The following is a 26492-nucleotide window of genomic DNA, read 5'->3' on the forward strand; positions in this document are numbered from 1 at the left end:
GGCACCCAGGTCGGGACGCCGATGACCGGCCACACCGGCAGCGTGTGGGCGGTGGCGGCGATGACCCTGCCCGGCGGGCGCCCGGTCGCGGTCACCTGCGGCTACGACCGGACGGTGCGGGTGTGGGACCTGACCGCCGGCACCCAGGTCGGGACGCCGATGACCGGCCACACCGGCAGCGTGTGGGCGGTGGCGGCGATGACCCTGCCCGGCGGGCGCCCGGTCGCGGTCACCGCCGGCGACGACCGGACGGTGCGGGTGTGGGACCTGACCGCCGGCACCCCGGTCGGCGAGCCGATGACCGGCCACACCAGCGCCGTGTCGGCGGTGGCGGCGGTGACCCTGCCCGGCGGGCGCCCGGTCGCGGTCACCGCTGGCGACGACCGGACGGTGCGGGTGTGGGACCTGACCGCCGGCACCCCGGTCGGCGAGCCGATGACCGGCCACACCAGCGCCGTGCGGGCGGTGGCGGCGATGACCCTGCCCGGCGGGCGCCCGGTCGCAGTCACCGCCGGCGAGGACCGGACGGTGCGGGTGTGGGACCTGACCGCCGGCACCCCGGTCGGCGAGCCGATGACCGGCCACACCGACGGCGTGCGGGCGGTGGCGGCGGTGACCCTGCCCGGCGGGCGTCCGGTCGCAGTCACCGCCGGCGGCGTCGACTGGACAGTGCGGGTGTGGGACCTGACCGCCGGCACCCTGGTCGGGACGCCGATGACCGGCCACACCGGCAGCGTGGAGGGGGTGGCGGCGATGACCCTGCCCGGCGGGCGCCCGGTCGCAGTCACCGCCGGCTTCGACGGCACGGTGCGGGTGTGGGACCTGACCGCCGGCACCCAGGTCGGGGAGCCGATGACCGGCCACCCCGGCGGCGTGTGGGCGGTGGCGGCGGTGGCCCTGCCTGACGGGCGTCCGGTCGCAGTCACCGCCGACGGCGTCCACGGGACGGTGCGGGTGTGGGATCTGACCGCCGGCACCCTGGTCGGGGAGCCGATGACCGGCCACACCGGCGGCGTGGAGGGGGTGGCGGCGATGACCCTGCCCGGCGGGCGCCCGGTCGCGGTTACCGCCGGCTTCGACGGCACGGTGCGGGTGTGGGACCTGACCGCCGGCACCCCGGTCGGGGCGCCGATGACTGGCCACACCGGCCCCGTGTTGGCGGTGGCGGCGATGACCCTGCCCGACGGGCGCCCGGTCGCAGTCACCGCCGGCTTCGACGGCACGGTGCGGATGTGGGACCTGACCGCCGGCACCCAGATCGGCGAGCCGATGACCGGCCACACCGGCAGCGTGGAGGCCGCGGTGGCGGCGATGACCCTGTCCGACGGGCGCCCGGTCGCAGTCGCCGCCGGCGGCGTCGACGGCACGGTGCGGGTGTGGGACCTGACCGGCGGCACCCCGGTCGGCGAGCCGATGACTGGCCACACCGGCAGCGTGCGGGCGGTGGCGGCGATGACCCTGCCCGACGGGCGCCCGGTCGCAGTCACTGGCGGCCGCGGCGACGGCACGGTGCGGATGTGGGACCTGACCGCCGGCACCCCGATCGGCGAGCCGATGACCGGCCACACCGGCGCCGTGGAGGCGGTGGCGGCGATGACCCTGCCCGACGGGCGCCCGGTCGCGGTCACCGGCGGCTTCGATGGGACGGTGCGGGTGTGGGATATGACAGCGGGTACGTCGTTGGGTCATCCCTTGGCGTTGCCCGACGAAGTGCGCGGCGTTGCTGGAGTTGCGGGCCCGTCCGGCCCGTGGTTGGTGTTTGCGGGTTCGGGAGTTGCTTGTGTGCGGTTGAACATCGAGGCGTTGCAGAGCCGAGCGGGAGGGTGAGGCGTGGGTGAGTTGGTCGGGGTGCATGGCGTGGCCAAGCATCGGTTGGGGCGGCACCTCCTGTTGCGGGACTGGGCGCCGGCGTTGGCCGATGGGGTGGAGCGGGCAGCAGGCCGGGCAGTGCCGGTACCGGATCTCGACCTGGCGTTCTACGGCGACGTGTTCCTTCCGGTCGGCGGTACCGTCTCGTCCGGGGCGAAGTCCGGCGGAGGTGACGATGCCGAGTTGGACGGCATGGACGAGGCGGAACTGGCTGAGGTCGCCGAGGTGTTGGCGGAGTCGGTGAGCGCCTCGGATGTGGCGGCGGCAGAGGCGGAGGTGCCGAAGGGCTACACGCGGGTGCCGCGGCCGCTGCAGGTGCTGCTGCGGGCGGTCGACCGCCGCTTCGGCGCGGCCGCCGGTGTCCTGTACGTGGGGGTGCTGCGGCAGCTCCGCCGGTACCTGACCGACCCGGAACTCAAGGCGACGGTCGACGCCCGGGTCGAGGCGGCGATCGTCGGGCGGTGCCGGGTGCTGATCGGGCACTCGCTGGGGTCGCTGGTCGCCTACGAATATCTGCGACAGCATCCCGGGCATAGCGTACAGCTGCTGCTGACCCTCGGTTCACCGCTCGGGCTACGGATGGTCCGCAGCCGGCTGACGGTGGAGCCGCTGCCGGTGCCCGCCTGGGTGAACGTACGCGACCTGCGCGACCCGGTGACCTGCGCCGGGCCGCTGCACACCTGGTGGCCGCAGATCGGGCCGGCTGGCGACCGGATCGTCGACAACGGCCCCGACGCGCACGCCGCGGAGGGCTACCTGGCCCGCGAGACGACCGGTGCGGTGCTGCTGCAGGCGCTGCCGCACCTGGCGGACGGATGAGCGACGTGGACGACGAGGTCCTCCGCCGGCATTTCGTCGCGGTCGCCACCGGCAAGTACGACGACCCGGCTTTCCCGCCCCTGGAAGTGGACGGCGAGGTGGCCGCGCTGCGCGACTGGCTGTGCCACGAGCAGCTAGGCCCGCGCCGGTTCACGCCACGCTTCCCCGAACTCGCGGCGAACCCGACCAAGACGCAGATCCGCGACGCCCTGGAAGATCCACCGCCGGAGCGGCTGTGGCGCGCCGGCGACGCCGCGGTCGTGTTCGTCACCGGTCACGGCACGAAGGCCGATGACACGCACTACCTGGTGCTCAAGGGCACCGACAGCAGCCGGCTGGTCGGCACGGCGATCCGCACCGGTGACCTGATCGCCTGGCTCGCCGAAACCCGCATCCGGCATCTGCTGGTCGTGCTCGACGCCTGCTACGCCGGCGCGGTCGCCCGCGACACCACCCGCCTGGACCGCGACCTGCCTCCGACCTGGCTGGTCCTGCCCAGCGCGACCAAGAACGAGCAAGCGATCGTCGGCGCACTCACCAGCGCCGTCACCCGCTTCCTGGACAAGCTCGGCCGCCCCGAGGGCGGCAGCTACGGCGGCGCGCTCGAGCCCTACCTCAAGGTCGACGAGTTCCTGCGCGGCGTGCGTGAACACCTAGACCCCGGGCAGACCGTGACTCCCCTGTACGGCAGTCAGCTCGGCGACCGGCACCTGTGCCTGCCCAACCCGCACTACCGCGGCAGCGACACCGCCGAGCTCACCCCGGCCCGACACGAACTGGCCCTGCCCCGCAGCGACCTGGAAACCCACTGGCGGCCCCGCGCCCGCGGCGTCATGCGCGACGACGAACCCGGCTGGCTGTTCACCGGCCGAGCCACCCTCATCCGCGCCCTCATCGACGCCGCCACTGGCGCCGCCGGCGCGACCGTGGTCACCGGCGGAGCCGGTAGCGGCAAGTCCGCTGCCCTCGCCCGGCTCGTCACCCTCAGCGACACCCGATTCGTCGACCAGCACCGCGACGAACTGCACGACGTCCCCGACGAGCTCCGGCCGCCGGCGGGCGCGGTGGACGTCGCCGTGCTGGCGACCGGGAAACTGCACACCCAGGTCCTCGCCCAAATCTGCACGGCCCTGCACGTACCACCGCCGGCCACCGCCCACGCCGAACCCACCGACACCGAACGCCTCGACGCCTGGCACCACTGGCTGACCACCCACCAACGCCCCCTCACCATCGTCGTCGACGCACTCGACGAGGCCACCCACCCACACGACCTCCTGCACAACGTCCTCGCCAAACTCGAACCCGACCCCACCCACCCACACATCCGGCTGCTTATCGGCGTCCGCTCCCACGCCGCCGGCAGCCGTCCGGAACCCCAGCCCAGCTCCGGCGCCGCGCTCGCCGACACCGCGGCACACGTGCTGCAGGCCCGGCGCATCCCGGTCGACGAACCCCCATGGTGGAACCAGCACGACGTCACCGACTACGTCGGGAGCATCCTGCGGCACACGCCCCGCTCCCCGTACCACGCGGTGTCCGATGAGATCGTCGACGCCGTCGCCGGCGTCCTCGGCACCCAGGCCGGACGCTCGTTCCTCATCGCCCGCATCGCCGCGTCATCGCTCGCCGCACACCACACCGTCGTCCAGGCCGCCGACCCGGCCTGGCGCGCGGCCCTCAACGACGGCGTCCTCGGCGTCTTCCGCGACGACCTGCACCGCAGCCTGCCCAACCCGAACGACCGCCACCGCGCCGTCGTACTGCTCCGCGCGGTCGCGTTCGCCTACGGCGCCGGCCTACCCTGGGGCAACATCTGGCCGCTCGTCGCCCACGCCGTCGACGACGACGGCGGCTACTACGGTGACAACGACATCGCCTGGCTCCTGCAGTCTCGCCTTGGTGCCTACCTCGTCACCGACACCGAAGACGACACCACCGTCTACCGGCTGTTCCACGACCTGCTCCGTACCACCCTGCGCGAACGCTGGCGCGAACTACTCACCCCGACCCCGCCCAGCACGACACCATGACCGACCACCTGCGCGACGTTGAAGCTCGCATCGCCCGGCAACTGGCCATCATCGCCGACGTCCCGACCACCGTCGCCTGCGACCAGCCACCCCCCGCATACATCCGGCGCCACCTGACCGAACACGCAGCTGCAGGAGATGCCCTCAACGCCCGCACGATCCCCGACGCTTTTGTCCCCTACCTCGACCCCGCCCGGCTCCGCGCCGCCGTCACCGCACCAAAGCACGTCGACCTTCCACTGTTGCCTGCCATCCGCCAAGCGACCCACATCTGGCAATGGCACAACCCCGCCGCCAATGCTGCCGCCATTAGCCTGCACGCCGCCCTCAACAACCAACCCTGCTCACCAGCCATCGGCGGCAACTGGCAAGTCCACTGGGCCACCCGCAGCAGCCCCCATGAAATCCTCACCCGAGAAACGACAGCAGCCCCCATCGCGATTGCAGAACTGCCCGGTGGGCGGCCGGTTGCGGTGACCGGCGGCGATGGGACGGTGCGGGTGTGGGACCTGACCACCGGCACCCGGATCGGTGAGTCGACAACCCGCCATCCCGGCGGCCTGGGGGCGGTAACGGCGGTGGCGGCGGTGGTCCTGCCCGACGGGCGGCCGGTAGCGATCACTGGCGGCTTCGATGGGACGGTGCGGGTGTGGAACCTGACCACCGGCACCCCGATCGGCGCGCCGATGACCGGCCACGCCGGCGGCGTGGGCGCGGTGGCGGCGGTGGTCCTGCCCGACGGGCGGCCGATCGCGATCACCGGCGGCGGTGATGGGACGGTGCGGGTGTGGAACCTGACCACCGGCACCCCGATCGGCGCGCCGATGACCGGCCACCTCGGCGGCGTGGGCGCGGTGGCGGCGGTGGTCCTGCCCGACGGGCGGCCGGTAGCGATCACCGGCGGCGGTGATGGGACGGTGCGGGTGTGGAACCTGACCACCGGCACCCCGATCGGTGAGCCAATGACCGGCCACGCCGGCGGCGTGGTGGCGGTGGCGGCGGTGGTCCTGCCCGACGGGCGGCCGATCGCGGTCACCGGCGGCGGCTTCGATGGGACGGTGCGGGTGTGGAACCTGACCACCGGCACCCCGATCGGCCCGCCGATGACCGGCCACGCCGGCGGCGTGGAGGCAGTTGGACTGGTGATCCTGCCTGACGGGCAGCCGGTCGCGGTCACCGGCGGCGGCTACGACGATGGGACGGTGCGGGTGTGGGACCTGACCACCGGCACCCCGATCGGCCCGCCGATGACCGGCCACACCGACGGCGTGGAGGCGGTGGCGGCCGTGGTCCTACCCGACGGGCGGCCGGTCGCAGTTACCAGCGGCTTTGATGGGACGGTGCGGGTGTGGAACCTGACCACCGGCGCCCGGGCCGGCGCGCCGATGACCGGCCACGCCGGCGGCGTGGTGGCGGTGGCGGCGGTGGTCCTGCCCGACGGGCGGCCGGCTGCGGTCACCGGCGGCAGCTTCGATGGGACGGTGCTGGTGTGGGACCTGACCACCGGCACCTCGATCGGCGCGCCGATGACCGGCCACGCCGGCGGCGCGGTGGCGGTGGCGGCCGTGGTCCTGCCCGACGGGCGGCCGATCGCGGTCACCGGCGGCGGCTTCGATGGGACGGTGCGGGTGTGGGACCTGACCACCGGCACCCCGATCGGCGCGCCGATGACCGGCCACACCTACGGCGTGGTGGCGGTGGCGGCGGTGACGCTGCCCGGCGGTTGGCCGGTCGCGGTCACCGGCGGCGGCTTCGATGGGACGGTGCGGGCATGGGACCTGACCACCGGCACCCCGATCGGCGCGCCGATGACCGGCCACGCCGGCAGCGTAGAGGCGGTGGCGGCAATTACCCTGTCTGACGGGCGGCCGGTCGCAGTCACCGGCGGCTTCGATGGGACGGTGCGGGTGTGGGACCTGACCACCGGCACCCCGATCGGTGAGCCGATGACCGGCCACGCCGGCAGCGTAGAGGCGGTGGCGGCAATTACCCTGCCTGGCGGACGGCCGGTCGCAGTCACCGGCGGCTTCGATGGGACGGTGCGGGTGTGGGACCTGACCACCGGCACCCCGATCGGTGAGCCAATGACCGGCCACCCCGGCGGCGTGGTGGCGGTGGCGACGGTGACTCTGCCTGACGGACGGCTGGTCGCAGTCACCGGCTACGACGATGAGACGGTGCGGGTGTGGGACCTGACCACCGGCACCCCGATCGGTGAGCCTTTGATCGGCCTCTTCATTAGGGCACTTGCCGTGCCGCAGCAACACGGCTCACTCGTCGTCCTGGCTGGCGACGGCATCGCTCTCGCAGAACTTGCGGATCAACTGAGCAGGTAAAGACCCTGAAACGGGAGCCGGTTTCAGTTCAGAGAAAGAACACCCCGAAGCTCGTCAACGACCGGCAAAGCCCCCTCCGAGCCGACCTCACCGATCGACCGACCACGCCGAACAAACCCCGCCTGCTCCAACGCCGCCAACCGGGCGTCGCTCGCCAGCGCCTCAACAGCGGCGGCCGTCACGGCGCACCGCCCGCCGTAACCAACACCCTTCGAACCGGCACAGGAAACGACACAGAACCGCCACTCCACGACGAGTTGACGTCGAGCACCAAGCAGGATTCCCGGAACCGGTGCACCTCAAGCCGTTCGAGGGGGATCCCGTACTCGGCCGCCGTGACGGGACTCAACTCCGGCAGGTCGACCGTCACAGCGGTGCAGCCGGCCGCCATCGCCTCCGCCAGCAGGACCAGCACCAGACTCGTCGACCCGACCGCCGCCACCGTGTCACCCCGCCGCAGCCCACCCAGCGGAAACAGCGCACGGAGCTCGGCCGCGACCGGCAAAATAGCCGTCGCGCCGGTCCGATCGACGCGCTCGGCTCGCTCCACCGCCCGGGGCAGCACGCCGGTACGGTCCCGCGCGACGGCGGTCGCATTGACATCGCGGAGTACCGCGGCGACCTCATCGGCACGACGGATCACCCGCAGCCGCTGAGGCGCCGGACTGCGCTCGCCAGCGGCCGATTCAGCCGCCGCGGCCGTACTCATCCGCGCACCCCCCTTGAGCTGCCACAACATGAACGCTCGGGCGGAGGGGGAAGTCCCGACCCGGGCGTCCTCGGGCTGGCACCGCAGCACCACCCGAGTCACAGAATAGTACACACGTTCGGCGGCCCGCGTGCTGGCCGCTCGGTCACCCGTGTTATCCACGGCTGTGGACAACACCTGTGGACGGCGTGTGGATATTGATGTACATAACTCCCAGGCCGGGCTTAGCCGCGACCCCGACGTTCGTGCCCGGTGAGGCTGTGCCACCTTCAAGTCGATATGTTCCGGACCGGAGGCAACTGGCCGGCACAAGAGCGAACTCCCGGGCCTACCAGAGTCAACCCGAACCAGTTCGCAGTAAGGTGTCGGCCTGGCCGATCCGTAGGCGTCCGTCCCACGTCGGGCAGCAAGTTTGTTGTGATAGGCCGACACGAGGCGGAAACCAAGATGAGAGGCTCGCGGCGATTCCGGTTCCTGCCGACGCTGACCGTGTCGTTCTTGACCTCGTTCGTGGGCGCCGCTTTGGCAATCATCACCAACCTTGCTAGCAACTCGCTGACGCTGCCGTCCGCCTTGTCGTTGGTCCAGCGTCATCCACTGGCGTTTTCGGGCGTGCTTGTGGTCGTGATGTTCGGTCTGTGGGCAGTCGGCTACTTCCTCGATCAGGCTGGTCCGCAGCCTGCGACGACGGACGACCTCGCCGAGGCGGGCGAACGGATACATGATCAGCTTGATCGGATTGAGCTCGGCCAGCTAGAGCATGACGATCGGGTGCTGGAGCGGTTGCCGCCCTACGCGCGGCAACTGCTGGACGAGGATGTCGATCACGACAGCACGTGGCAGCTGGTCGTGGCCTTCACGCGGGATGCTGCAGATCCAGTTCGGGTGGCGCGGGAATGGGCGGTCGCACCTCCGGGCGCCGCTGCCAACCTTTCCGCATACGGCCAGCTCGTCATCGCCGAGCTCATGCTCGCGTATGGGCAACCTGCCGCCGCGGTGACCTACGTGCAGGCGGCGCTCAATCTCGGCGTGAGCCCGAGACCGTTCTGGCTCTTCCGGGCCGCGCAGGCGGCGTGGACCGCCGAGGACAACGACTCGGCGCTGGCCTACCTCGAGGAGGCACAGCGGGTCGACGCCTCGTATCCGCTCACCAACGCCGCTCAACTGAACTACGAAGGTCGGTGGGTCGATGCGGCAGCTGCGCTCTCGGCATGCGTTCCGCAGACCGCTTGGGAGAGGGACGCTGCCGCGTCGCTCACCGCGACGGTCTACCAGAACCTGGATCGGATCGACGAAGCGATCAGGGCCATCGAGGCAATTGCGGACGACACCGCAGGTGCCGGACTGCTGCTCCAGCTTGCGCGGCTGCTCGGGCGCCGTTCCGTCACCGGCGCCGGCGACAGCCAGTGGAAGGACGCCGCACGCGCCCGCGATCTGGCAATCCGGGCCCGGAACCTGCGTCGATCGTGGCGGGGAGACAGCGCAGAAGCAATCGCCGCCGCCGCGGAGGCGCTCTTCATCGGCGAAGACCCGGCAGGTGTCTGGGAGGTCACCCGCCCCGCCCCGGACGGGGACGCCACTGACGCTGAGGCCGCCGATAGTCGGGTGCTGCCCATCGCCGCGCTCGGCGCGGCCCTCACCGGCCGGATGGAGCAGGCGCGGCTGCTCGCAAGCGAAACCAACGACACCTTCGTCAAGCTCCAGGTCGATGCCGAGATTCTCAGTCTGCAAACCGGGGACAACGACCGCGAACCGGTGGTTGCCGCATGGATGCGGGTTGCGGAGGCAGCGACGACGGACGAGCAGCAACTTCGCGCGTTGCGTTTCCTGGCCCTCGAAGGAGCAACCCACCACGTGCACGCCGAGGCGCTGCGCAGCAGGTATCCGGGCGCGGTGGCGGAGATTGAGAAGATCCGGGAAATATCTTCGATCGCCGGCCCGGACGCCGACGCTCGGTTGCGCAGCCTCGAAGCCACCTCTTCGCTCGCTTCGGTGCGTCGTGCCGAGCTCATCCGAGCTGCTGGCGAGCCGGGCCGCGCAGCCGGCGTGTTGCTGGACGCCATGCAGCGATGGCGCGACCCTCGTCTGCTACTCCTCGCGGCCGACTGCCATATGGACGACGGCGACTGGCCAGGCGCCCGGTCGATCGCCCAGCAGGCCCTAACCGAATCCGGTCCGCTGTGGCCGGGGCGCACCACGGTGCTGCGCCGGCTCGCGAATGTCGACATGACGCTGCACGACTGGCCCGGCGCCATGTCGGCATGCCGGGCGCTGCTCGAACTCGACGACCGCGACGACGACGCCCGATGGATCCTCGCCTACTGCCAGGCCCGCGACGGCGACCCTGCGGAGGCATGGCGGACACTGCGGCGCCACGGCGAACCACGCCCGACAACACCGATGCGGGCCATGTTCCTGCTCGACCTCGTACGACGGTTCTGCGATGCCGCGCAGGTCGCTCGCACCGCCCTCACGCTGCTGCACGCATTCCAGCAGGACGAATCAGTCCATCTCGCCGCGATGAACGCGATCAACCTTCGGATTGACCGGACCGACCTGCCGCAGGACGTCGGTCAAGAAGTCACCGAGGCGTGGACGTTGTTTTTCGAGCGGTACCCGGCCAGCACGAGGATCCAGCAGTACAGCCTTGCGGGCAACGTCCTTCCCGCCGAGATGGAAGCAATGATGCGCGCACATGCGGCCAGCTACCAGGCGGCGCGCGATCAAGTAATGAACAATCTCGTACCCATCGGCATGCTGAGTCCGGTTGTCGGCAAGCCGTACGCGGCGATCTTCCCGTACCGCCCGCTCGGGATGAACCGGATCGCCTCGCCCATCGAGCAGGACATCGACACCGAGCTGAGCCATGCGCGCGGCGTGCACGGTCAGGCGTGCATCATCGATGCCAGCGCGCTGTACACGTTGGCCCTGATTCCGGACGTCGCCGCCAGCCTTCTCGGGATCGCCGGCCGGGCGTTGACGACAGCGGCGGGTCTGACCGACTTGCTCGCCGCGGACGACTACTTCGCGCTTCCAGCCGAAGGCACCATGGGCTTCGATCCGGACGCCGACCGGTTCTTCGCAACCGAGACCGATCCGGACATTCGGCGACGTCAACAACAGCAGATCAGCGCCATGCTCGGGCATGCCCGCGGCATGCGCCGCATCGGCCACTCGACGCTCATCCATCTGCCGTCGTGGACGGCGCATGACGAGCCGGCATGGCTGCTCAACGTCGACGCTGCGAAGACCACGGACAGCTTCCTCTGGTGCGACGACCTTGGCCTACGTCGTCTCGCCCACGCGGTCGGCGTGCGCACCTTCGGCACCGTCTCCATGCTTGATATCGCCGTGCAGCTCGGGCTACTCGACGACGCTGCGCGCCGACGCGCCCTGCACGCCCTGACGACCGAGTACACCGTCGACCTTCCATTCGACCAGGACACGCTCATCAGCGTCGGAGTGGCCGGGCATTGGCAACCCGGACCGGTTACGGCAATCCTCGGCCGACCGGCGACATGGGCGCAACCCGAGCCAGCGGCCGCAGTCCTGCGCACCGCCCTGCGGGGCGCGCCCTCCACTGCGGTCGACACCTGGATACATCAGGCGCTGCTGGGGCTGCAAAGAGCCTCACCACACGAGCACTGCACCGACAACCTTACCCAGATCTCGACAGCGCTCGCGTGTGAGCTTTGGGCTCAGCCCAGGCACATCGTCGGCATTGCCCGAGCGTTGGTGCAACTCGTACCCGAAGACGGTGGCCACATCCTGGACACCATGCTGCAAGAGCTGTGGTCACGGCTGTCGAAGCGTCACAGATCGGAAGAGGCCGTACTGATCATGACTCACCTGGTTGGCGACCTCGACGACGCAACCCGCCATCGAGCGATGCGGTTCGTGCTGCAAGTACCTAAATCCGGCAACGGAGATGCAACTCGGTAAGGCGCATCGCCAGTCTCCCGCATCGGCGCAGCATCGAACCCAGCGACAAACGGCATCTCTTCTGCGCTCAGCCGCCCGGCCGTCTCCATTGGCCGACGGGCGCCGCGATGTGCGGACACCCGGGGGTACAGCTCTGGCGGGCCTGGTTTCAGGCAGGCTTGAGGTGGTCGGGGCGATGAGCACGCCGGACGGCGCTGGCGGATCGATTTCCTCCGCTACGCCCGCCGTGAATGGTGCCGCCTTGTGCACGGCGCGTGGTGGACGACCTCGACATGGCGCAGGCGCTTCGACTGGCTATAGCCGACGTCGATGTCGGCTCCCTCCGCGAGATCGGCACGGCCGCGGCCTGAGCGCCGGCAGCCCGGCGAGACTTACGCCAACGCAGCAACTCGGCTCAGCGCTGGTGCGGGGTCCAGGCACATGCCGTTGACCGTCCGAGCCAGCCCGCCGCACCGCGAAGCACTGCAACAGGCGGCCTTGACGCTCGCCGGCACCCGGCCGTGTCCGCCGCCCACTCCCTTGGCGGGCCAGGCGATCACCGGCCGGGCCGAGGCACGCAGGTGACCAATGCCGATGGCAGTTGGCGCAGCGAGCCCTGCTTGGGGACAGGCGCTGCCAGCGAGGGGTGCGAAGGAACGTCGCGGACACCGTACGCAAGGCGATCTACCATGGACAGCACAGGAGGCGGGAATGGACGCCGGACGATTCGACGATGACCTACAGCCCTGGAGTGCTGGGCAGCAGGAGGGGTACGACCGGGCGATCGGGGTCCTTCGCGCGCTCGCCGCGGCGTACAGCGCCCGGATCGCGCGGCCTGAAGCCCGCGATGACGTCGCCCAGTTGCGCGCCGAGCGTGGCAAGGTCGCCGCGCAGCAGCGCGACCTCGACCCTGCCGATCACACGGCGATCGCCCGGATCCTCGCCGAGTACCCGGCGGTGCTGCGCGAGGTCCGATCCGGGCCGCCATGACGGTCGGGCTGGACCGCGACCGATACGTGCTGCCACCCGATGTGGCTGACCGGATCTTCGCCGAGGACATCGCACCCGAGCGGCTGACCGGCATCGCCCAGCAGCAGCCAGTCGTGGTGCTCGTCGTCGGCCAGCCCGGCGCCGGCAAGTCTGTCGCCCAGGCTGCCGTCCTCGCCCAGCTGGGCCGCACCGCCGCGGTTGCGGTCGATGTCGACGACCTGCGCACCTACCACCCCAGTTATGAGCAACTGGCCCTCGCCGACGACCGCACCGCCGCCGCATACACCCAACGCGACGCCCAACGCTGGCTGCGCATGTGCATCGCCGAAGCCACCAGCCGCCGCTACGACATCGTGCTGTCCACCACCTTCGCCGACCCCGGCCACGCCGAAGCCCTCATCAACCGCTTCCGCAGCCTCGCCTACTCGCCGCAGGTGGCCATCCTCGCCGTCCACGAGCTGCACAGCCGGCTCGGCGTCCTCGACCGCTACCAGGCCGACCGGGCCGTGCTCGGCTACGGCCGCAACACGCCACCCGACTACCAGCGCACCGCCTACACCGGCCTGCCGGCCACCGCCGACCGCATCGACCAGCACCACCTCGCCGACACCGTCCACGTGTACCAACGCAACGGCCACCAGCTCTACCACAACCATCTCATCGACAGCCAGTGGCGGTATCCGCCCGCCGCCCGCGCCGCCATCGAACACGGCCGCGCGGCCAGGCTCGGCACCGATCTCACCGGCCTGTACGTGCGCGCCGCCGCGCTCGCGCAGACGCTGCCCGCCGCGCTGCGCCCCGATCTATCCCGGCTGCTCGCCGACGCCGCCCAAGCCACGCGCCGCGACGTGCAGCGCCTCGCGGCGATCACAAGCCGGGCCGCTGAGCCGATCCCGGCAGCTGATCCCGCACCGGCCCGCGCGCCGCACACACCCACGCCCTTCCCTCCGCAGGATGCCCCGGTACACGTCGACGGCTGGGGCGCTGCTGGCCTGGCGGAGGAGCGCGAGCTGGGACTCCCACCGGGGCTCCCCGGGGTCGCCGCGGCCCCGGGGAGCCGCGGCGGCGCGGTCGCAGGTCCGCTCGCGGGCGGGGACCAGGCACTGTCCCGCCCGGTCGGGCCGGTGTCAAGCCGGTCCGGGCGCCAGTATCCCACGTGGACAGTGCCGCGGACCGGCTTGACACCGGCTGTGCCCGGGCGGGCCGGACGTGCCGTCCCCGCCCACGGCGAACCGCGCGAACTCGGCACCGCCGGGGCACACACTCCACTGTGGAGTCGCTCAACCATGACCATCGAAGATGGTGCACGTGATGTGCTGGCCGGTCTGTCCCGCCACGTCGGCCACACCCTGCCGCCCGACCTCGCCGGGCTGCGCGGCCACGGCGACCTGCCGGTGCGGGTGTCTCTGGTCGGCCCCGACAACGAGGAGATCGGCTCGGCGCGCCCGGTGCGGCCCGAGCTGTCCACCGACGGCGACGGGGCCCGGTATGTGGCCGTGACCGGGTACCGGGAGGAGGGGCAGTGACCGGCCCTGCAACGGCCCCCGGCGGGCGTACGGTGACCCTCCTGGCGGCCGGAAGCGACGTGTACGTGTTCCCGGCCGGCGACGGCCGGATCGACCTTCAGGTGACCGTGCTGATCGGGGCCAACCTCGACGTCGAGCGGCACACCGTGCCCGAGGCCGGTTTCGACGACGCGGTGTGGCCGCAGCTGTCCAAGGACGGCATCAACGTGGTCGACTGCCGCCCGGGTGAGCTGGTCGGGTCGGCGGCCCTGGCGGGCTACACCGGGTACGGGATCGACTGCGACGGCGTGCGCCGCACCATCGACGGCGCCACCGTGGGCGTGGACGGCACGGCGGTGCTCATCGTGGGCGGCTCCCTGGACTCCGGCCTGAAGCCGGCCCGGCTGGTCGTGCGGGCCGGGGCCAAGGTCCGGGTGTACGGCAGCCCGGCCGCCGACCGGCGCCGCCAAGCCGACGCTGGGGTGGTGCAGCCGTGACCCGGATGACCGGCGGGCCGGTCACGCTGACCCGCCTCGACGTGACCGCCCGCACGCTGCTGTGGGCGCTGGCCTGCCGGGCGGCGCAGTACCGGCGGGGGTGGCTGCAGGCCCAGGCGGCGGCCAAGGGCGACGGCGGCCAGGTCCGCGACACCGGCGGCGGCATCCAGGCGTTCGCGCACTGGGCAGCCGGGGAGCGGATGCTGGCCGATGCCGTGCTCGCCGTGACCGGCGGGGTCGACCACCGGCGGCGCGCTGAAGCCCGGGAGTGGCTGCTGACCGCGGCGTCGGCAGCCCTGCCGGAGCCGTCGGGCGGCGGCGTGATCTGCCCCTGGTGCGGCCGGGGCGACAACCCGCACACCGGCACGCCGGAGCTCGTGGACCAGTGGCCGGTCAGGTACCCCCGGACCTCCTGGCACGACTCCTGCCGCGACGCCTACACCCGCGAGCAGGAGGGCCGGCTGTGAACAGCCCGGACAGCGTGCAGTTCGGCCCGACGTCGGCGTACACCGAGGCCGGGCACACCGCCTACGCCGACGTCGGCAACGCCGGCCCGCTGGATTGCGGCGGGCGGTGGTTCACCCCGCAGCGGATCACCGTGCACGTGCGGTGGCGAACCCAGATCGGCTCCGGGTGGGTGATCGAGCGAATCGAGATCAGCGGGCCGTGGCTGCCTCCCGCGCCGGGCACGCCACTCGGCCCGCGGATCGCTGAGGCCCGCACGGCCCGTGGCCTGACCCAGCAGGCGGTGGCCGAGGCACTCGGCGTGGACCGCAACGAGGTCAACCAATGGGAGGCCGGACACACGCGGCCCGAAGGCGCCGCTCTCGTGCACCTCGGGGAGCTGCTGGGCTGGACGGCGGTCGACATCGCCGACCTGGTGCGCGGCGCGGGCGTGCCGCCGTCCGGCTCCGGCCGGCTCATCCTCGGCCTGGACAACGCGCCGCGGTGGGCGGCCGACTTCGCCCGCACCTGCGTGCCGGACTGGGCGCTGCCGGCGGCGGTGACCCCGTGACCGGCGAGGAGGAGAAGCCAGCCCCGGCGCAGAACTTCCGCCGCGCGATCGTGCCGATGCTGCAGCAGATCAGCGGCTGGCGCCAGACGACAACCCACGCCTGGAAGCCGCCCAGCGCCCGATGGTTCGCCGACCCGGACGGCCACGAGCGGTGGCACGCCACGCCCCGCAACGGCTGCCACCGGTACCTGCGGGTCCTCGGCACCGCCCGGCAGGCCCCCCAAGCCAAGATCAATCGCAGGTTGCGGGCGGACTGGGCGTCCCTCGACGACCACGAGGCGCTGCCGGTCGGGCCGTACCCGAAGCACCCCGACCGCCCAAACCGCCGCGTTCCTGCGGCCCGCACCAGCCCCGCAAGCCGGACCGTCGGATGAGCGCCCAGGCTGGCGAGGATCTCGCGGCTCAGGTCCGGGCCCTGCTTGCCGGCCTCGGCGACGGCGAGACGACCCGGGTGCAGCGGTACCAGCTCTGGACGGCCGTGCTCGGCCTGCTGCACGCGGAAGGGTTCGCTGGGCTGGGTGGCCCCCCACGGCCCCAGCGCAGACGCGGCCGGCGGGCGCGGCTGCGTCAGGCGCACGCGTACGAGCAACTGGCCGAGCCGGGACTCACCCGGCTGAGTGCGGGTGAACGCATCCACTGGCTGTACATCAGCGTGCAGGACGTGACCGACATCGAGTGGCTTTCCCTCCTTGCCGAGATCGTCGAAGACCCCGCGGCGCAGGCGCCCGCGTAGCCCGGCCCTCGGCCGCACCCGGAGCGTCGCGCTGGCCGGGCGGCCCGGGTGCGGTGGTTGCCCGGCGCGTGGACCAGTCCACAGCAGCGCCCGACCGAACTGCGGGCACGGCTCCCATCGCCACGCCGACACCAAGATCGATCAACAGTCCGCCCTGAGGGCGGGCCGTTTCCTCCGTGCTGTGAAGGAGACGTCATGCATCACCTTGCCGTAGGCGTGCTGGTCTGCGCCGCCGAACTGCTCCAGGTGGCCGCGGTCGCCTGGTTCTGGCGCCGGCTGGCCGCGACGCTCGGCACCGACGACCTCACCGGCCTGCGCAACCGGGCCGGGCTGCACGCCGCCCTGCGTGATTTCCGGTCGGCCCCGGGCGTGCTGCTGCTGGACCTGACCGGGTTCAAGGCGGTCAACGACCGGCTCGGTCACGACACCGGCGATGCGCTGCTGCGCGGGGTCGCCGCCGGCCTGGCCGAACTCGCCGCCCAGCTGGGCGGTGTGGCCGGCCGGCTCGGCGGTGACGAGTTCGTCGTGCTGCTGCCGGATGCCTCCCGCAGCGGGCTCATCGACGCCGCCGTCGCCGTGCGGGACGCGGTCGCCCGCGCGGTGCCCGTCCACCCCGGCGGTGAGCCGCCCGGCCCGGCAGGACAAGCGGCGCCGGCCGTGTCGTGCGTGGTCGGGTTGGCCCTGCCCGATGCGCTGCCGGATCGCGACCGGCCGTTCCGGGCGGCGGACATCGCCCTGTACCACGCCCGGCATCGGCACCAGCCGTATGCGCTCTACCAGCCCGGCATGACCCACCCGGCGGCCGCCGACCGGCACGGACACCGGTTGCGTGACCGCCGTCCGGCGGCGGTGCCGGTCGTGTTCGACGCCGCAGCCTTCGACGTCCACACGGAGGCCGACCACACCGCCAGCGGCGACGTCACCGACGCCGACCCGACCGTGCACGGCCTGGCGGAGGAGCCCGGACTGCCCGAGTTCCTGGCCCTGCACACGCACGACCTCGGCACCGAGGTCGCCGACATCGTGCAGCGCTGCGCCGAACTGGGCGTCCTGCGGTGGGACGCTCCGATCACCGCCCTGCTCGTCGAACCCACCACCCTCAACGGCTACCGCGACGGGGGCCTGCGGGTGCTCGTCACCGTGCACAGCACGGTCATCCTCGCCTCGCCGCAGTGGCGGCCGGACCTGTCGATGGCCCGCCACGACGGACCGGTCACCTCGACCGCGGCGGTCCTTGCCACGATCGCCGCGATCGCCTGCGACCTCTACCTCACCTACGCGGCAGACCGCGCCGCGCCGCCGCCCGACCCGTCGCCCGAGCAGGCGCAGACCGGCACCGGTCCCACCGTGGTCACCGGTCCCGGCCACGGCGGCGGGACGTTCACCGCGGCGATCGCCGAGCTGCACACGGCCGCCGGCCGGGCCCGCTCCGGCACGCTCACCCCTTGGCGCACCACCGCAGCCCTCATCGCCGCGCACGACCTCATCGCCCGGCTCGACCTGCGCGCGTTCGCGGTCGACACCAGCGCCGGCAGCGACGACACCAAGGAACTGGTCGTCGTCACCGTGCACGGGGTGGACGTAGAGATCCGGGGCCGCCGCCGACCCGGCGGGACGGAGGAGCTCTACGTCCACGTCGACGACCAGCGCACCGACGAGGAGGTCACCCACGTCCCGCTGGTCGTGGAGACGTACCCTTCCTGACCGCCCGCCGGACCCGGCCGTCGAGCCGGGTCCGGCACTGACCGACCGCCCGTCCCCAGCCGACGTCATCCGGCCGCAGCGCTGCGGCCGGACCGCCTGCACGTCCCTCGGGTCGCTGCGGCGTTGCGGGCCGTGTGACCGTCCGCACAGGCCAGGCGTACCGCGTGGCGGTGGTGGCTGCGGCACGCTCGAAGGATCATCCCCGCCGACCTGCAGCCCAGATGGCGGCAGTTGCCTGCCCTGGCGTGGCTGGCCGCGGGCCGGTTCCAGCCAGCCCTGCTGGACCGGCCGGTCCTGCGCCACGCCGGTCAGGCAACAGGCTGGCCGATCATGCTGCAGGTCCTGGTCAGCGCCCGGGCCCGGCACACGCTCGCCGCGTGGCAGACCAGGCGCTGGTCATCGTGCAGGAACTCCCTGCCGGCCGGCACCGGTCGGGGCAGGGCTGGCTGGCCGGACTGGCCTGTCTACCGGTCACCGTCGCCGCGATCGCCGGGCCGTTCGCGGTCCTCGCGGCCGCCGGTGTCTGGCTCGCCCGGTACAGCCGGACCGCCGCCGTGGTGTGCGTCCGTGCCGCGTTCGCCGAGCTGCTGATCCACATCCTGCTGGTGCTCATCCAGCTCGCGTCGGGACTGGCCACCGTCCGGCCGGACCGGCACCGAGCGCGGCGCTGGGCGCTGGGCACGTTCGAGAGGGTCGCGGAGGTCACCACCCTCGCCGCCAACCCCGGCGACCGGCGGCCGCGACCCAGTTGATCGGCCCACTGCGCGCGTCGCCGACCGCGACGGGATCGTGGCGCTAGCGCAGCCCCGCAGCTCACGGCTCGATTCGACCTGCCGGCGGCTCGGCTTCCGTTCCTTGCCGGCCCCTGGCGCCGCCGCCGTGCTGTACCGGCCGCCGCGCGCCCGCCGCAGCCCACCGCGCCCCAGCGCCAGGCGTAACGCCCGGACGCCACCAGCCGCGGACCGCGCGCCGTCCGCACCCGGCTGCTCGGGCTGGCCGAGGGAACCGGCGGCAGCCGCTGCCTACGGCTCGCCGGTGCCACGGACACCGCGTTGCCCGACACCGACGGTTCGCTCGGCGCCGATGGTTGCTGTCCCGCTCAGGTAGCCCGAATCCGGCGCAGCCAGTCATGGCAGCGGGTCCGCGCCGTCGCCGCCGAGCTGCCCGCGAGCGCTGCGGGACGTGCGGCGCATCGGCGCGCGACGGCCGTTGACGAGCTGACGGCACAGCAGCCGTCCTTCGCCGCGGTCGCTGCGCGGGCGGGCCAGTGGGCTGGCGCGAGGACGCACGCTCCCACCCGGGCTGACCACCGTCAAGCCCTGCTCGAGCCGGCCACCCCGACCCCCCGACGCGGCTGTGCACTGCCAGCCGTGGCCGGCCCTGCCAGGGCTGTGACGGCGGACCGCGCCCGGGTGGGCTGCGGGTCCTCAGCACCAGCCCACCAGGCCGGGCCGCGCCACCGCGGCGGGCGGCGCGTCGGGTCGCTCCGAGGCGTCCCGCACGGGCTGGCGGTCGCGGCCGTGCCGCGCTGCCGTTTGGAGACCAGCATGGACCTGTACGACGAGATCGACTGCGTGACCGACCGACGCCGGCCCGGCTGGCGGGCCCGGATAGTCATCGACGACGACGCCAGCGAACCGGGCGGTGACGCCCTGGCTCCGGCGCTGCTCACCGGCCGCGACGGCCACGCGCGGATCGCGGCCGCTGTGTACCAGGACGAGCACGCCGAGGAGATCCTGCACGCCTGGCGGCACTTCTCCGACCGCGACCAGTTCATCCGCTACCTGCGGCTGGTGCACGGCACCACCGCCCTCGCGACCGCGGCCGGCGGCGACACCACCGTGCTCATCTTCGACACCAGCGGCTACCGCGCGCACGCCGGCATCACCGGCACCGTCGACCTCACCGCCGAACGCGACGAGTGGCAGGCATGGCTGGACGGCGACGTCTACGGCGTCATCGTCGAACGCGCCACCCAATGGCCCCCATGTGTCCACTGTGGACGAGCTGTGCCGGCCGGGTGGGTACATGCCGATGCCTGCTGGGGCTTCTACGGCCACACCTACGCCACCGAGCAGGCGCTGCACCTGCTCCGCGCCGCCGCCCGCCACTGACCCGCAGCCGCCGCGGCACACCTCCGTCTGCCCATCACGGATCTACGCAAAGGAACACAATCATGACGACCAGCAGCAGCCCGTTCACGAAGGACCAGCAGATCAGCACCCGGTGGGGAGTCACCTTCACCCCCATGGCACGACCCCGACGGCCGGGTCGGGTTCCGCGCCGACCGCGACGGGCGGACCGTCCTGGCGTACCTGACCCTGCCCGCCGACCCCGGCAACGGCCGGAGCCTGTCCGTCGACGTGTGCACCCGCCCCGGCGACGCCGCCGACCGCGACGGCGACGCTCGCACGGCGACGGCCGGGCTCGACCTCGCCGGCCCGGTCACCACCCGGCCGTGGAGCGACGGGTTCAGCGTCGGCTGGCACGTCGAGGGCCTGCACAACAGCCGCTACGTCTACCTCACCCCGTCCGCCGACGGCGACAGCGACGACGACGTCGCCGACGTGCACGTGTACGTCAGCGACAGCGACGACCCGCACGACGCCGGCACCGTGCTGTGGCTGCCCGTCCACGACCGCACCGCCGAACCGCTGATCAGCGCCGGGCCGGTCACCGGGCCGGGCATCGTGTTCGACCCGGCCGCGTTCGCCGACTGGTTCCGCACCGCCGACGTCCAGCAGACCCTGCCCGGGCTCGTCACCGGCCCGTACCACAGCGCCGACCCGGACGACAGCGCCGCGGTGCGGGCGCAGCTACTGCTCCTCGAGCACGTCCCGGCCGCCGTGTGGCGGCTCGGGGCCGGCGTGTCCAACGTGACGATCTGGCCCACCACCGACGCCGAGGGTGCCCCGGCCGGCGACGGCGGAGCCGTCATCACCGTCCGGTACGGCCCCGTCGAGCTCAGCGCCGGCCACCTGGCCGCCGACGAGCTGGTCCGGAGCGTCTACGCGGCCGGCAGCGGCACCATCGGCGCCACCGCCCTGCACGCCGCCACCCAGGCCCTCACCGCGGTCGCCGAGCGGGTCAACCACACCATCCGGCACCTCGCCGACACCGTCGGCCTCACCGCGGTGAACACCGCCATCCCCGCCGCAGCGGCCGCCGACGCCACGACCGACGACGCGCCGCAGCCACCGGTCACCGCGACGGCGACCGCGACGCCCGACGCCGACACGCCGGGCGGCGTCCCGGTCAATCTCGTCACCGGGCGGGCCACCAAGACGATCCGTGTCGACCCGGACCTTGACGACGCCCTCGTGATCGTGGCCGTCGGCGACCCGGACGGCCACCTCCTCGACGTCGTCGGCATCGACCTCAACGCCAACACCGTCGGCGTGTGGACCGGTCCCGACCCCGACAACCAGGACTGGACCGTCGTCGCCCACCTCGACGCGGCCCAGATCCGCGAGCACCGCCGGCCGCCAACCATCAGCTGAACCCGACCCCAAACCCGACGCGGCCCGGGCAGAGCCGCACACCTCTGACGGCAACCAGCGACCGGGGCGTTGACGAATGCCCAGCAGCCACGATGACCGAGTCCCCGACCTGAGGAGCACCAGTGCCCACGTACCGCATCCAGACCCTCCGCTACCAGGATCAGACCTTCACCATCGACGCCGTCGACGTCGAGGACGGCGCAGAAGCCACCTTCGTCCTGGACCCGCAGGACCTGACGCACCCCTCAGCGATCGCCCACGCCGCGGCAGGACTCCTCGAGCTCGCGATCGAGCGCATTCACGACCTCGAACGATCGAGCAAGCTCTGACCCGCACCGGCACGATGGCGCGCGACATACGGATCTGATGCGCAACAACCACCGCCCGAACGCCGCCCTGCGATCCGTGCAGACCCTGGCCGCCGGCACCCACGCCGCCGTGCACGCCACGGGCGCCGCGGCAACCGCACGGCACATCGACACCGCCACGCCCGGCGTCGTCCGCGCCCGCTCCGCCCACCTTCGCTTACCCCGCGGGGCCGAGCATCTGATCGTCGCCGGCCCGGCGGGCATCGCCGGCCAGGAACGTCCCGCGTTTCGGGCCGACCTGGGACGCCCTGCAGACCACCAGCACCCACGGCGCCGCCGCGTCCTGCCCGGGCACCGGCTGAGCGGGCCACCACCGGCGCGACGTTACCCCCTTTCCTGTCCCTTTCGGCTGGAGATCGTCATGACCGACCTCGTCATCCGCCCCCTCCTTAACCTCAGCACCGCCCACCTAATACTGCAACGGCGGTTTGTCACGTATGGTACTGTTCGAGCCGTTTGCGGTAGTGGCTTGCTTTCGCTTGTGCTTGCCGATGGCGGCGCCAGTCGGACCAGTACAGCACATGCGCGGCGACGGTCTGTCCAATGAGGACGATTTTGCCGAACAGGCGACGGATCTCATTGCTGGTCAACGGGATCAGTGTGTGCCCGCCGTCAACGGTGCCCCCTTTTCGGCTTCCACGGCCCGGGTGGCGACCAGGAACGCGGCGGCGAGCATGGCCAGGGTGATGTGGGCGTACCAGGCGTCGTAACGGCGGGCCTGGTACTGATCCAGGCCGACCTCATTCTTCGCAGTCTGGAACGACTCCTCGACCGCCCACCGACTGCCGGCAACCCGGACCAGTTCCCGCAGCCGGGTCCCGCGCTTGCCGAAGCACACGTAGTAGGCGATCTCGGACGGGTCGCTGATACTGCGCCGGGCCAGGACCCAGCCGCGCCGGCCGTGCTCGAACACCCGGCGGATCGGTAGCCACACCCAGTCATACACGCGGGGCCCGTGCGCCCCGTCACCGCAGGACATCCGCCGCCACGCACCGGCCCGCACCGCGGCGATCAGCGCGTCGACCCGGCTGGTGGTGTGCAGCCCCGAGGGCACCTCGTCGTCGCAGCGGGTCGCCATCACGTACGGGATGTCGGACTCCTCCAGCCAGCCACGCAGCCCGGGATTCTGCCCGTACGCCTCGTCGGCGGTGAACCAGGCGAACGGCACCCCCGCGGCGATCGCCCGTTCCAGCATCATCCGCGCCTGCTGCGGCTTGGTCGCGAACTCCACCTCGTCCGGGATCGCAGCCTTACGGCACCGGTCGCGGTCGCCGGTCCAGGACACCGGCAGGTACAACTCCCGGTCGATCAATGCCCGACCCTTCGACGTGGCGTAGGCCAGGAACACCCCTATTTGACAGTTGTCGGTCCGCCCCAGCGTGCCCGAATACTGCCGCTGAACTCCCGCCGAGGCCCGGCCCTTCTTGGCGAAACCGGTCTCGTCGGCGATCAGCACCCCGTCCGGGTCGGCGAGGTGCTCCACCACGTAATCGCGCACGTCGTCGCGGACCGCGTCGCGGTACCAGCCAGGGCTGCACAGCAACTCCTGCATACCGTCCGGCGAACCATCACCAGCCTGCTCCGCCAGGGTCCACCCATTGCGCCGCTCCAACGGCGCCAACAACCCCCGCACATAGGCGAAGGCCCGCTTCCGTGGCTCCACCCGCCCGAACCGTCCCGCGACCAGCGCGAACAGATCCTCAAGCGCAGCGTTCCATGACTCCACCACCCCGACACTGACCACAATGGATACTAACGATCAACGACCGACCACTACAAAACACCGTTGCAGTACTAACCCAGGACACGTGCGAGCACCTCGACGATGTCGACGGCGTCATCGCCTACCCGACCACCTACGGCTGGCTGATGTACGCACCCGAGCCGGACCACGCCCTCGAGCTCGCCGCCACCCGTGGCTGGCCGCCCGAACTGCTGCCCATCGTCCGGCTGGCCCGCGAGCACGGCGGCGCCTACATCCTGTTCGACAGCGACGCCGACACCACCGAGCTGTTGCCCGCTTTCGACTGGTAGCAGCTCGCGTCCATCGGGCCGCTGCCGTATCGGCCGGTATCGCAACGCCGTGCCGGCCCCGGCGCTGCGGTCCTGGCTGCGCTGCCCTGCCGTGCTTGTACCGGCCGTGGCCTCGCCCGGCAAGGCACACCCGCCCACCGCAACCGTGCACACCAGCATTGGGACCCCACGGATCCCGGCGACCTGGAGACGGGCGCGGGTGGCCTTGACCGGGCCACGGCCATCCGCCCGGTCCGCACCACGGGTCAGCGCAGCCGGCCCGGCGCACCGTCCGGGCCGTGCATGCATCCCCCGCGCATCCGCGACGGCGTCTCCACGCCACGTGCAGGTGCGCTGCAAGCACGGCGTGCGCGCACGCCGGGAAGGACCCGCCATGGCCGTGGTCACCATCTACCTCAACGCTGAGCGGCCGCTGCAGCCCTACATCGAGGGTCAGCAGCTCACCGCCGCGATCTCCACCCATCTCAGCGCCGACATGGTGGCGCATCCGGAGGCGGTCGCCGATTGGGCTTTCGCGCTGGGTAACCAGGACCTCGACGTGCTCCAACACGAGCGCGACACCGAGGACGGCGAGACCAGCTTCCTCGCTGCGTGCCTCTATCGGCTGTTCGGCAACCGGTCCGTGTCCGTCGGTGACGTCGTGCACATCCAGCACGGCGAGCAGCACTGGTGGCTGGCCTGCGAGCCCGCCGGCTGGCGGCACATCCCCGAGCCGATCCACCGCACCAACCCCGGCCCGATCACCGACCGGGTCTTCCAGCTGCTGCATGCCGTTCGCCAGACCGCCTCCAGCACCTCGCCACAGGCGACAGCGACCGCGCCAGTCTGACCATCCACTGTGGATAACAAGGGTTCGGCCGGTGACCAGCCTCCACGGCAACCTGCCAGCCCTCCGAACGCGCGTGTGGCGGCCCGGGTCCGATGGCCCGCACCGCTGCCCACCCCAGCTCGGAAGTCGTCCACGCCCCCTGCAGCACCTGGGCCATCCGTCCGGCGATCCGGGCGGATGGCCCAGACAGCCATGCCCCAGCACCGACCGAGGAGCCACACCATGACCGCATCCACGACCAGCCGCAGCACGGCGGCGACCGTCTCGACGGTCACCGCCACCGACGACACAACCCAGCTGATCCGCATCCACGCCACCCTGACCGGGGCAGGGCCGGCCGGGACCATCACCGGGCTGCACCCGGACACCGCGGACACGACCCGGGACCGGCTCTACGCGGCAATCCACAACGCTGGCCTGCGCTGGCCGGCGCAGCACGTCGCAATCGAAGCCGCGCCCACCGCCCTGCCCGCCCACGATCCCGGCCTCGACGCCGTCCTGGCCGTCGCGCTGCTCGCCGTCACCGGCCAACTCCCGACCGGCAGCCTCGGCAACACCGTCATCATCGGCGAACTCGGCCTCGACGGCAGCCTGCGAACCCCACGCGCCGTCGCGGAGCGACTGACCGCCGCCGCCGGCGCCGGGATGCCGCTCGCGGTGATCCCGTCCGGCGGCCGGAACGTGGCCGACACGGTGCCCGGGATCAGCGTGTGGCTGGCCGGGCACCTGCGGGAACTCGCCGCCGAGCTGCGCATCGCCGCCCATGATGCAAACAGCGCGCAGGTGGCCGCCGTCGCCGCCGCGGGCGGGGCGCCTGGGTGGCCGAGCCCGGGCGTGCCCGTCGCGGACCTGGCCGGCCTGCCCGCCGGTGCCTGGCAGGCGCGTCGTGTCCTCGAGGTCGCCGCCGCCGGCGGGCACCACCTGATGGTGACCGGACCGCCAGCGGCCACCACCGCCCTCGCCCGCTGCCTGCCGGGGCTGTTGCCGGATCTGGACGACGACACGAGCCGGCAGGTTGCCGACCTTTACCGTGCCGCCGGGCTGATCCCGGCGCAGGTGACGATGCTGCGGCGGCCGCCGTGGCAGGCCCCGCACCACAGCTGCCCGACCACCGCGCTGATCGGCAGCCTGCACCGTCCGGGCGCGGTCAGCCTGGCCCACGGCGGGGTCCTGCACCTCGACCACGCCGCCGCGTTCAGCAGCCGGGTCGTCGAAGCGCTGTGTCAGCCCCTCGACGCCGAACTGGTCCGGCTCACCGGCGCCACTCGGACCGTCACCTACCCGGCCCGGACCCAACTGGTCATGACCACCCAGGACTGCCCCTGCGACGACCCGGGCGCCTGCACCTGCACACCGGCCCGGCGCCGCCGGCACCTGCACCGGCTGCAACCACTGCTGGACCGGGCCGAGATCCAGGCCGTCCTGCCGGCCGGACCTGCGCAGCCACTCGGCCGTGGGGAGCCGTCCGCGGTGGTCGCCGCCCGCGTCGCCGCCGCCCGGGCCGCAGCGGCGGCCCGCTGGGCACCCCACGTCGCCGCCACCAACCACGGCGTCCCCGACGCCATCCTGCAGCACAGTGTCGCCCGCATCCGGGCAGCGGACCTGCGCCGCTGCGCGACGCGCTCGCCGC

At 72.4% G+C, this 26492-nt stretch carries 23 protein-coding genes and 2 pseudogenes; 20 read left to right on the forward strand and 5 right to left on the reverse strand.

Annotated elements, in window-relative coordinates:
• From ACGFI8_RS29280 to ACGFI8_RS29295, 4 genes and pseudogenes are all read left to right on the forward strand, one after another.
• Positions 1-1827, forward strand: a pseudogene (locus ACGFI8_RS29280) (hypothetical protein); the annotation flags it as partial.
• Between the two features lie 3 nt (positions 1828-1830).
• Positions 1831-2688 carry a hypothetical protein gene (locus tag ACGFI8_RS29285; protein WP_392809765.1) on the forward strand — a complete coding sequence of 286 codons (858 nt, stop codon included), beginning with the start codon at positions 1831-1833 and terminating at the stop codon, positions 2686-2688.
• Positions 2685-4721: an AAA family ATPase gene (locus ACGFI8_RS29290; RefSeq protein WP_392809767.1), complete on the forward strand. Its 2037-nt coding sequence runs from the start codon at positions 2685-2687 to the stop codon at positions 4719-4721. The genes ACGFI8_RS29285 and ACGFI8_RS29290 overlap by 4 nt, the downstream gene beginning before the upstream one ends.
• The gene (locus ACGFI8_RS29295) at positions 4718-7057 is read left to right on the forward strand and encodes a WD40 repeat domain-containing protein (RefSeq protein ID WP_392809769.1); all 2340 of its coding nucleotides are present in this window, start codon (positions 4718-4720) and stop codon (positions 7055-7057) included. The genes ACGFI8_RS29290 and ACGFI8_RS29295 overlap by 4 nt, the downstream gene beginning before the upstream one ends.
• Positions 7058-7235: 178 nt before the next feature.
• On the opposite strand, the gene ACGFI8_RS29300 is transcribed toward ACGFI8_RS29295, so the two are convergent.
• Complete coding sequence (locus ACGFI8_RS29300) at positions 7236-7766, reverse strand: hypothetical protein (protein ID WP_392809771.1); 531 nt, start codon at positions 7764-7766, stop codon at positions 7236-7238.
• Positions 7767-8264: 498 nt separating this feature from the next.
• Between ACGFI8_RS29300 and ACGFI8_RS29305 the strand changes: the two genes are divergently transcribed.
• The 10 genes from ACGFI8_RS29305 to ACGFI8_RS29350 all read left to right on the forward strand — a co-directional run bounded on the left by ACGFI8_RS29305 (position 8265) and on the right by ACGFI8_RS29350 (position 18883).
• The gene (locus ACGFI8_RS29305; RefSeq protein ID WP_392809773.1) at positions 8265-11708 is read left to right on the forward strand and encodes a hypothetical protein; all 3444 of its coding nucleotides are present in this window, start codon (positions 8265-8267) and stop codon (positions 11706-11708) included.
• Between the two features lie 690 nt (positions 11709-12398).
• Positions 12399-12677: a hypothetical protein gene (locus tag ACGFI8_RS29310; RefSeq protein WP_392809775.1), complete on the forward strand. Its 279-nt coding sequence runs from the start codon at positions 12399-12401 to the stop codon at positions 12675-12677.
• Positions 12674-14203 carry a zeta toxin family protein gene (locus tag ACGFI8_RS29315; RefSeq protein WP_392809777.1) on the forward strand — a complete coding sequence of 510 codons (1530 nt, stop codon included), beginning with the start codon at positions 12674-12676 and terminating at the stop codon, positions 14201-14203. Before ACGFI8_RS29310 ends, ACGFI8_RS29315 begins: the two co-directional genes overlap by 4 nt.
• On the forward strand, positions 14200-14679 hold the full coding sequence (locus ACGFI8_RS29320; protein ID WP_392809779.1) for a hypothetical protein: 480 nt from the start codon (positions 14200-14202) through the stop codon (positions 14677-14679). Before ACGFI8_RS29315 ends, ACGFI8_RS29320 begins: the two co-directional genes overlap by 4 nt.
• Positions 14676-15146, forward strand: coding sequence for a hypothetical protein (locus ACGFI8_RS29325; protein ID WP_392809781.1), 471 nt, complete (start codon positions 14676-14678; stop codon positions 15144-15146). Before ACGFI8_RS29320 ends, ACGFI8_RS29325 begins: the two co-directional genes overlap by 4 nt.
• Positions 15143-15694, forward strand: a complete 552-nt coding sequence (locus ACGFI8_RS29330; protein ID WP_392809783.1) for a helix-turn-helix domain-containing protein — start codon at positions 15143-15145, stop codon at positions 15692-15694. Before ACGFI8_RS29325 ends, ACGFI8_RS29330 begins: the two co-directional genes overlap by 4 nt.
• Complete coding sequence (locus tag ACGFI8_RS29335) at positions 15691-16068, forward strand: hypothetical protein (protein WP_392809785.1); 378 nt, start codon at positions 15691-15693, stop codon at positions 16066-16068. The genes ACGFI8_RS29330 and ACGFI8_RS29335 overlap by 4 nt, the downstream gene beginning before the upstream one ends.
• On the forward strand, positions 16065-16427 hold the full coding sequence (locus ACGFI8_RS29340) for a hypothetical protein (RefSeq protein WP_392809787.1): 363 nt from the start codon (positions 16065-16067) through the stop codon (positions 16425-16427). Before ACGFI8_RS29335 ends, ACGFI8_RS29340 begins: the two co-directional genes overlap by 4 nt.
• 195 nt (positions 16428-16622) lie before the next feature.
• Positions 16623-18131, forward strand: a complete 1509-nt coding sequence (locus ACGFI8_RS29345; RefSeq protein ID WP_392809789.1) for a diguanylate cyclase domain-containing protein — start codon at positions 16623-16625, stop codon at positions 18129-18131.
• Between the two features lie 377 nt (positions 18132-18508).
• Complete coding sequence (locus ACGFI8_RS29350) at positions 18509-18883, forward strand: hypothetical protein (protein WP_392809791.1); 375 nt, start codon at positions 18509-18511, stop codon at positions 18881-18883.
• A 375-nt stretch (positions 18884-19258) separates the two neighbouring features.
• Here the strand turns inward: ACGFI8_RS29350 and ACGFI8_RS29355 are convergent, their stop codons facing one another.
• Positions 19259-19420 carry a hypothetical protein gene (locus tag ACGFI8_RS29355; RefSeq protein ID WP_392809793.1) on the reverse strand — a complete coding sequence of 54 codons (162 nt, stop codon included), beginning with the start codon at positions 19418-19420 and terminating at the stop codon, positions 19259-19261.
• A 258-nt stretch (positions 19421-19678) separates the two neighbouring features.
• Here ACGFI8_RS29355 and ACGFI8_RS29360 point away from each other — a divergent pair, with 258 nt between their 5' ends.
• The 3 genes from ACGFI8_RS29360 (at position 19679) to ACGFI8_RS29370 (ending at position 21960) form a co-directional block, all read left to right on the forward strand.
• The gene (locus ACGFI8_RS29360; protein ID WP_392809795.1) at positions 19679-20245 is read left to right on the forward strand and encodes a hypothetical protein; all 567 of its coding nucleotides are present in this window, start codon (positions 19679-19681) and stop codon (positions 20243-20245) included.
• Between the two features lie 249 nt (positions 20246-20494).
• The gene (locus tag ACGFI8_RS29365; RefSeq protein WP_392809797.1) at positions 20495-21631 is read left to right on the forward strand and encodes a hypothetical protein; all 1137 of its coding nucleotides are present in this window, start codon (positions 20495-20497) and stop codon (positions 21629-21631) included.
• Between the two features lie 122 nt (positions 21632-21753).
• Positions 21754-21960 (forward strand): hypothetical protein, encoded by a 207-nt coding sequence (locus tag ACGFI8_RS29370; protein WP_392809800.1) that lies wholly within the window; start codon positions 21754-21756, stop codon positions 21958-21960.
• A gap of 196 nt (positions 21961-22156) precedes the next feature.
• Here the strand turns inward: ACGFI8_RS29370 and ACGFI8_RS29375 are convergent, their stop codons facing one another.
• From ACGFI8_RS29375 to ACGFI8_RS29385, 3 genes are all read right to left on the reverse strand, one after another.
• Positions 22157-22294, reverse strand: a complete 138-nt coding sequence (locus ACGFI8_RS29375) for a hypothetical protein (protein ID WP_392809802.1) — start codon at positions 22292-22294, stop codon at positions 22157-22159.
• Between the two features lie 136 nt (positions 22295-22430).
• Complete coding sequence (locus ACGFI8_RS29380) at positions 22431-22589, reverse strand: hypothetical protein (RefSeq protein WP_392809804.1); 159 nt, start codon at positions 22587-22589, stop codon at positions 22431-22433.
• A gap of 5 nt (positions 22590-22594) precedes the next feature.
• Positions 22595-23728 carry an IS701 family transposase gene (locus ACGFI8_RS29385; RefSeq protein WP_392809936.1) on the reverse strand — a complete coding sequence of 378 codons (1134 nt, stop codon included), beginning with the start codon at positions 23726-23728 and terminating at the stop codon, positions 22595-22597.
• A gap of 140 nt (positions 23729-23868) precedes the next feature.
• Between ACGFI8_RS29385 and ACGFI8_RS29390 the strand changes: the two genes are divergently transcribed.
• From ACGFI8_RS29390 to ACGFI8_RS29400, 3 genes and pseudogenes are all read left to right on the forward strand, one after another.
• Positions 23869-24033 carry a hypothetical protein gene (locus tag ACGFI8_RS29390; RefSeq protein WP_392809806.1) on the forward strand — a complete coding sequence of 55 codons (165 nt, stop codon included), beginning with the start codon at positions 23869-23871 and terminating at the stop codon, positions 24031-24033.
• Between the two features lie 373 nt (positions 24034-24406).
• Positions 24407-24862 (forward strand): hypothetical protein, encoded by a 456-nt coding sequence (locus ACGFI8_RS29395; RefSeq protein ID WP_392809807.1) that lies wholly within the window; start codon positions 24407-24409, stop codon positions 24860-24862.
• A gap of 222 nt (positions 24863-25084) precedes the next feature.
• Positions 25085-26278, forward strand: a pseudogene (locus ACGFI8_RS29400) (ATP-binding protein); the annotation flags it as partial.
• Between the last annotated feature and the right edge of the window lie 214 nt (positions 26279-26492).

Origin of the sequence: Dactylosporangium sp. NPDC048998 (assembly GCF_043197855.1) — a bacterium.
Classification (GTDB): Bacteria; Actinomycetota; Actinomycetes; order Mycobacteriales; family Micromonosporaceae; genus Dactylosporangium.

Excerpts from the sequence above, each read along its gene's own strand:
- ACGFI8_RS29290 (WP_392809767.1), top strand. The coding sequence starts at position 2,685 with ATGAGCGACGTGGACGACGAGGTCCTCCGCCGGCATTTCGTCGCGGTC.
- ACGFI8_RS29295 (WP_392809769.1), top strand. The coding sequence starts at position 4,718 with ATGACCGACCACCTGCGCGACGTTGAAGCTCGCATCGCCCGGCAACTG.
- ACGFI8_RS29300 (WP_392809771.1), bottom strand. The coding sequence starts at position 7,766 with ATGAGTACGGCCGCGGCGGCTGAATCGGCCGCTGGCGAGCGCAGTCCG.
- ACGFI8_RS29310 (WP_392809775.1), top strand. The coding sequence starts at position 12,399 with ATGGACGCCGGACGATTCGACGATGACCTACAGCCCTGGAGTGCTGGG.
- ACGFI8_RS29315 (WP_392809777.1), top strand. The coding sequence starts at position 12,674 with ATGACGGTCGGGCTGGACCGCGACCGATACGTGCTGCCACCCGATGTG.
- ACGFI8_RS29340 (WP_392809787.1), top strand. The coding sequence starts at position 16,065 with ATGAGCGCCCAGGCTGGCGAGGATCTCGCGGCTCAGGTCCGGGCCCTG.
- ACGFI8_RS29345 (WP_392809789.1), top strand. The coding sequence starts at position 16,623 with ATGCATCACCTTGCCGTAGGCGTGCTGGTCTGCGCCGCCGAACTGCTC.
- ACGFI8_RS29360 (WP_392809795.1), top strand. The coding sequence starts at position 19,679 with ATGGACCTGTACGACGAGATCGACTGCGTGACCGACCGACGCCGGCCC.
- ACGFI8_RS29390 (WP_392809806.1), top strand. The coding sequence starts at position 23,869 with ATGTACGCACCCGAGCCGGACCACGCCCTCGAGCTCGCCGCCACCCGT.
- ACGFI8_RS29395 (WP_392809807.1), top strand. The coding sequence starts at position 24,407 with ATGGCCGTGGTCACCATCTACCTCAACGCTGAGCGGCCGCTGCAGCCC.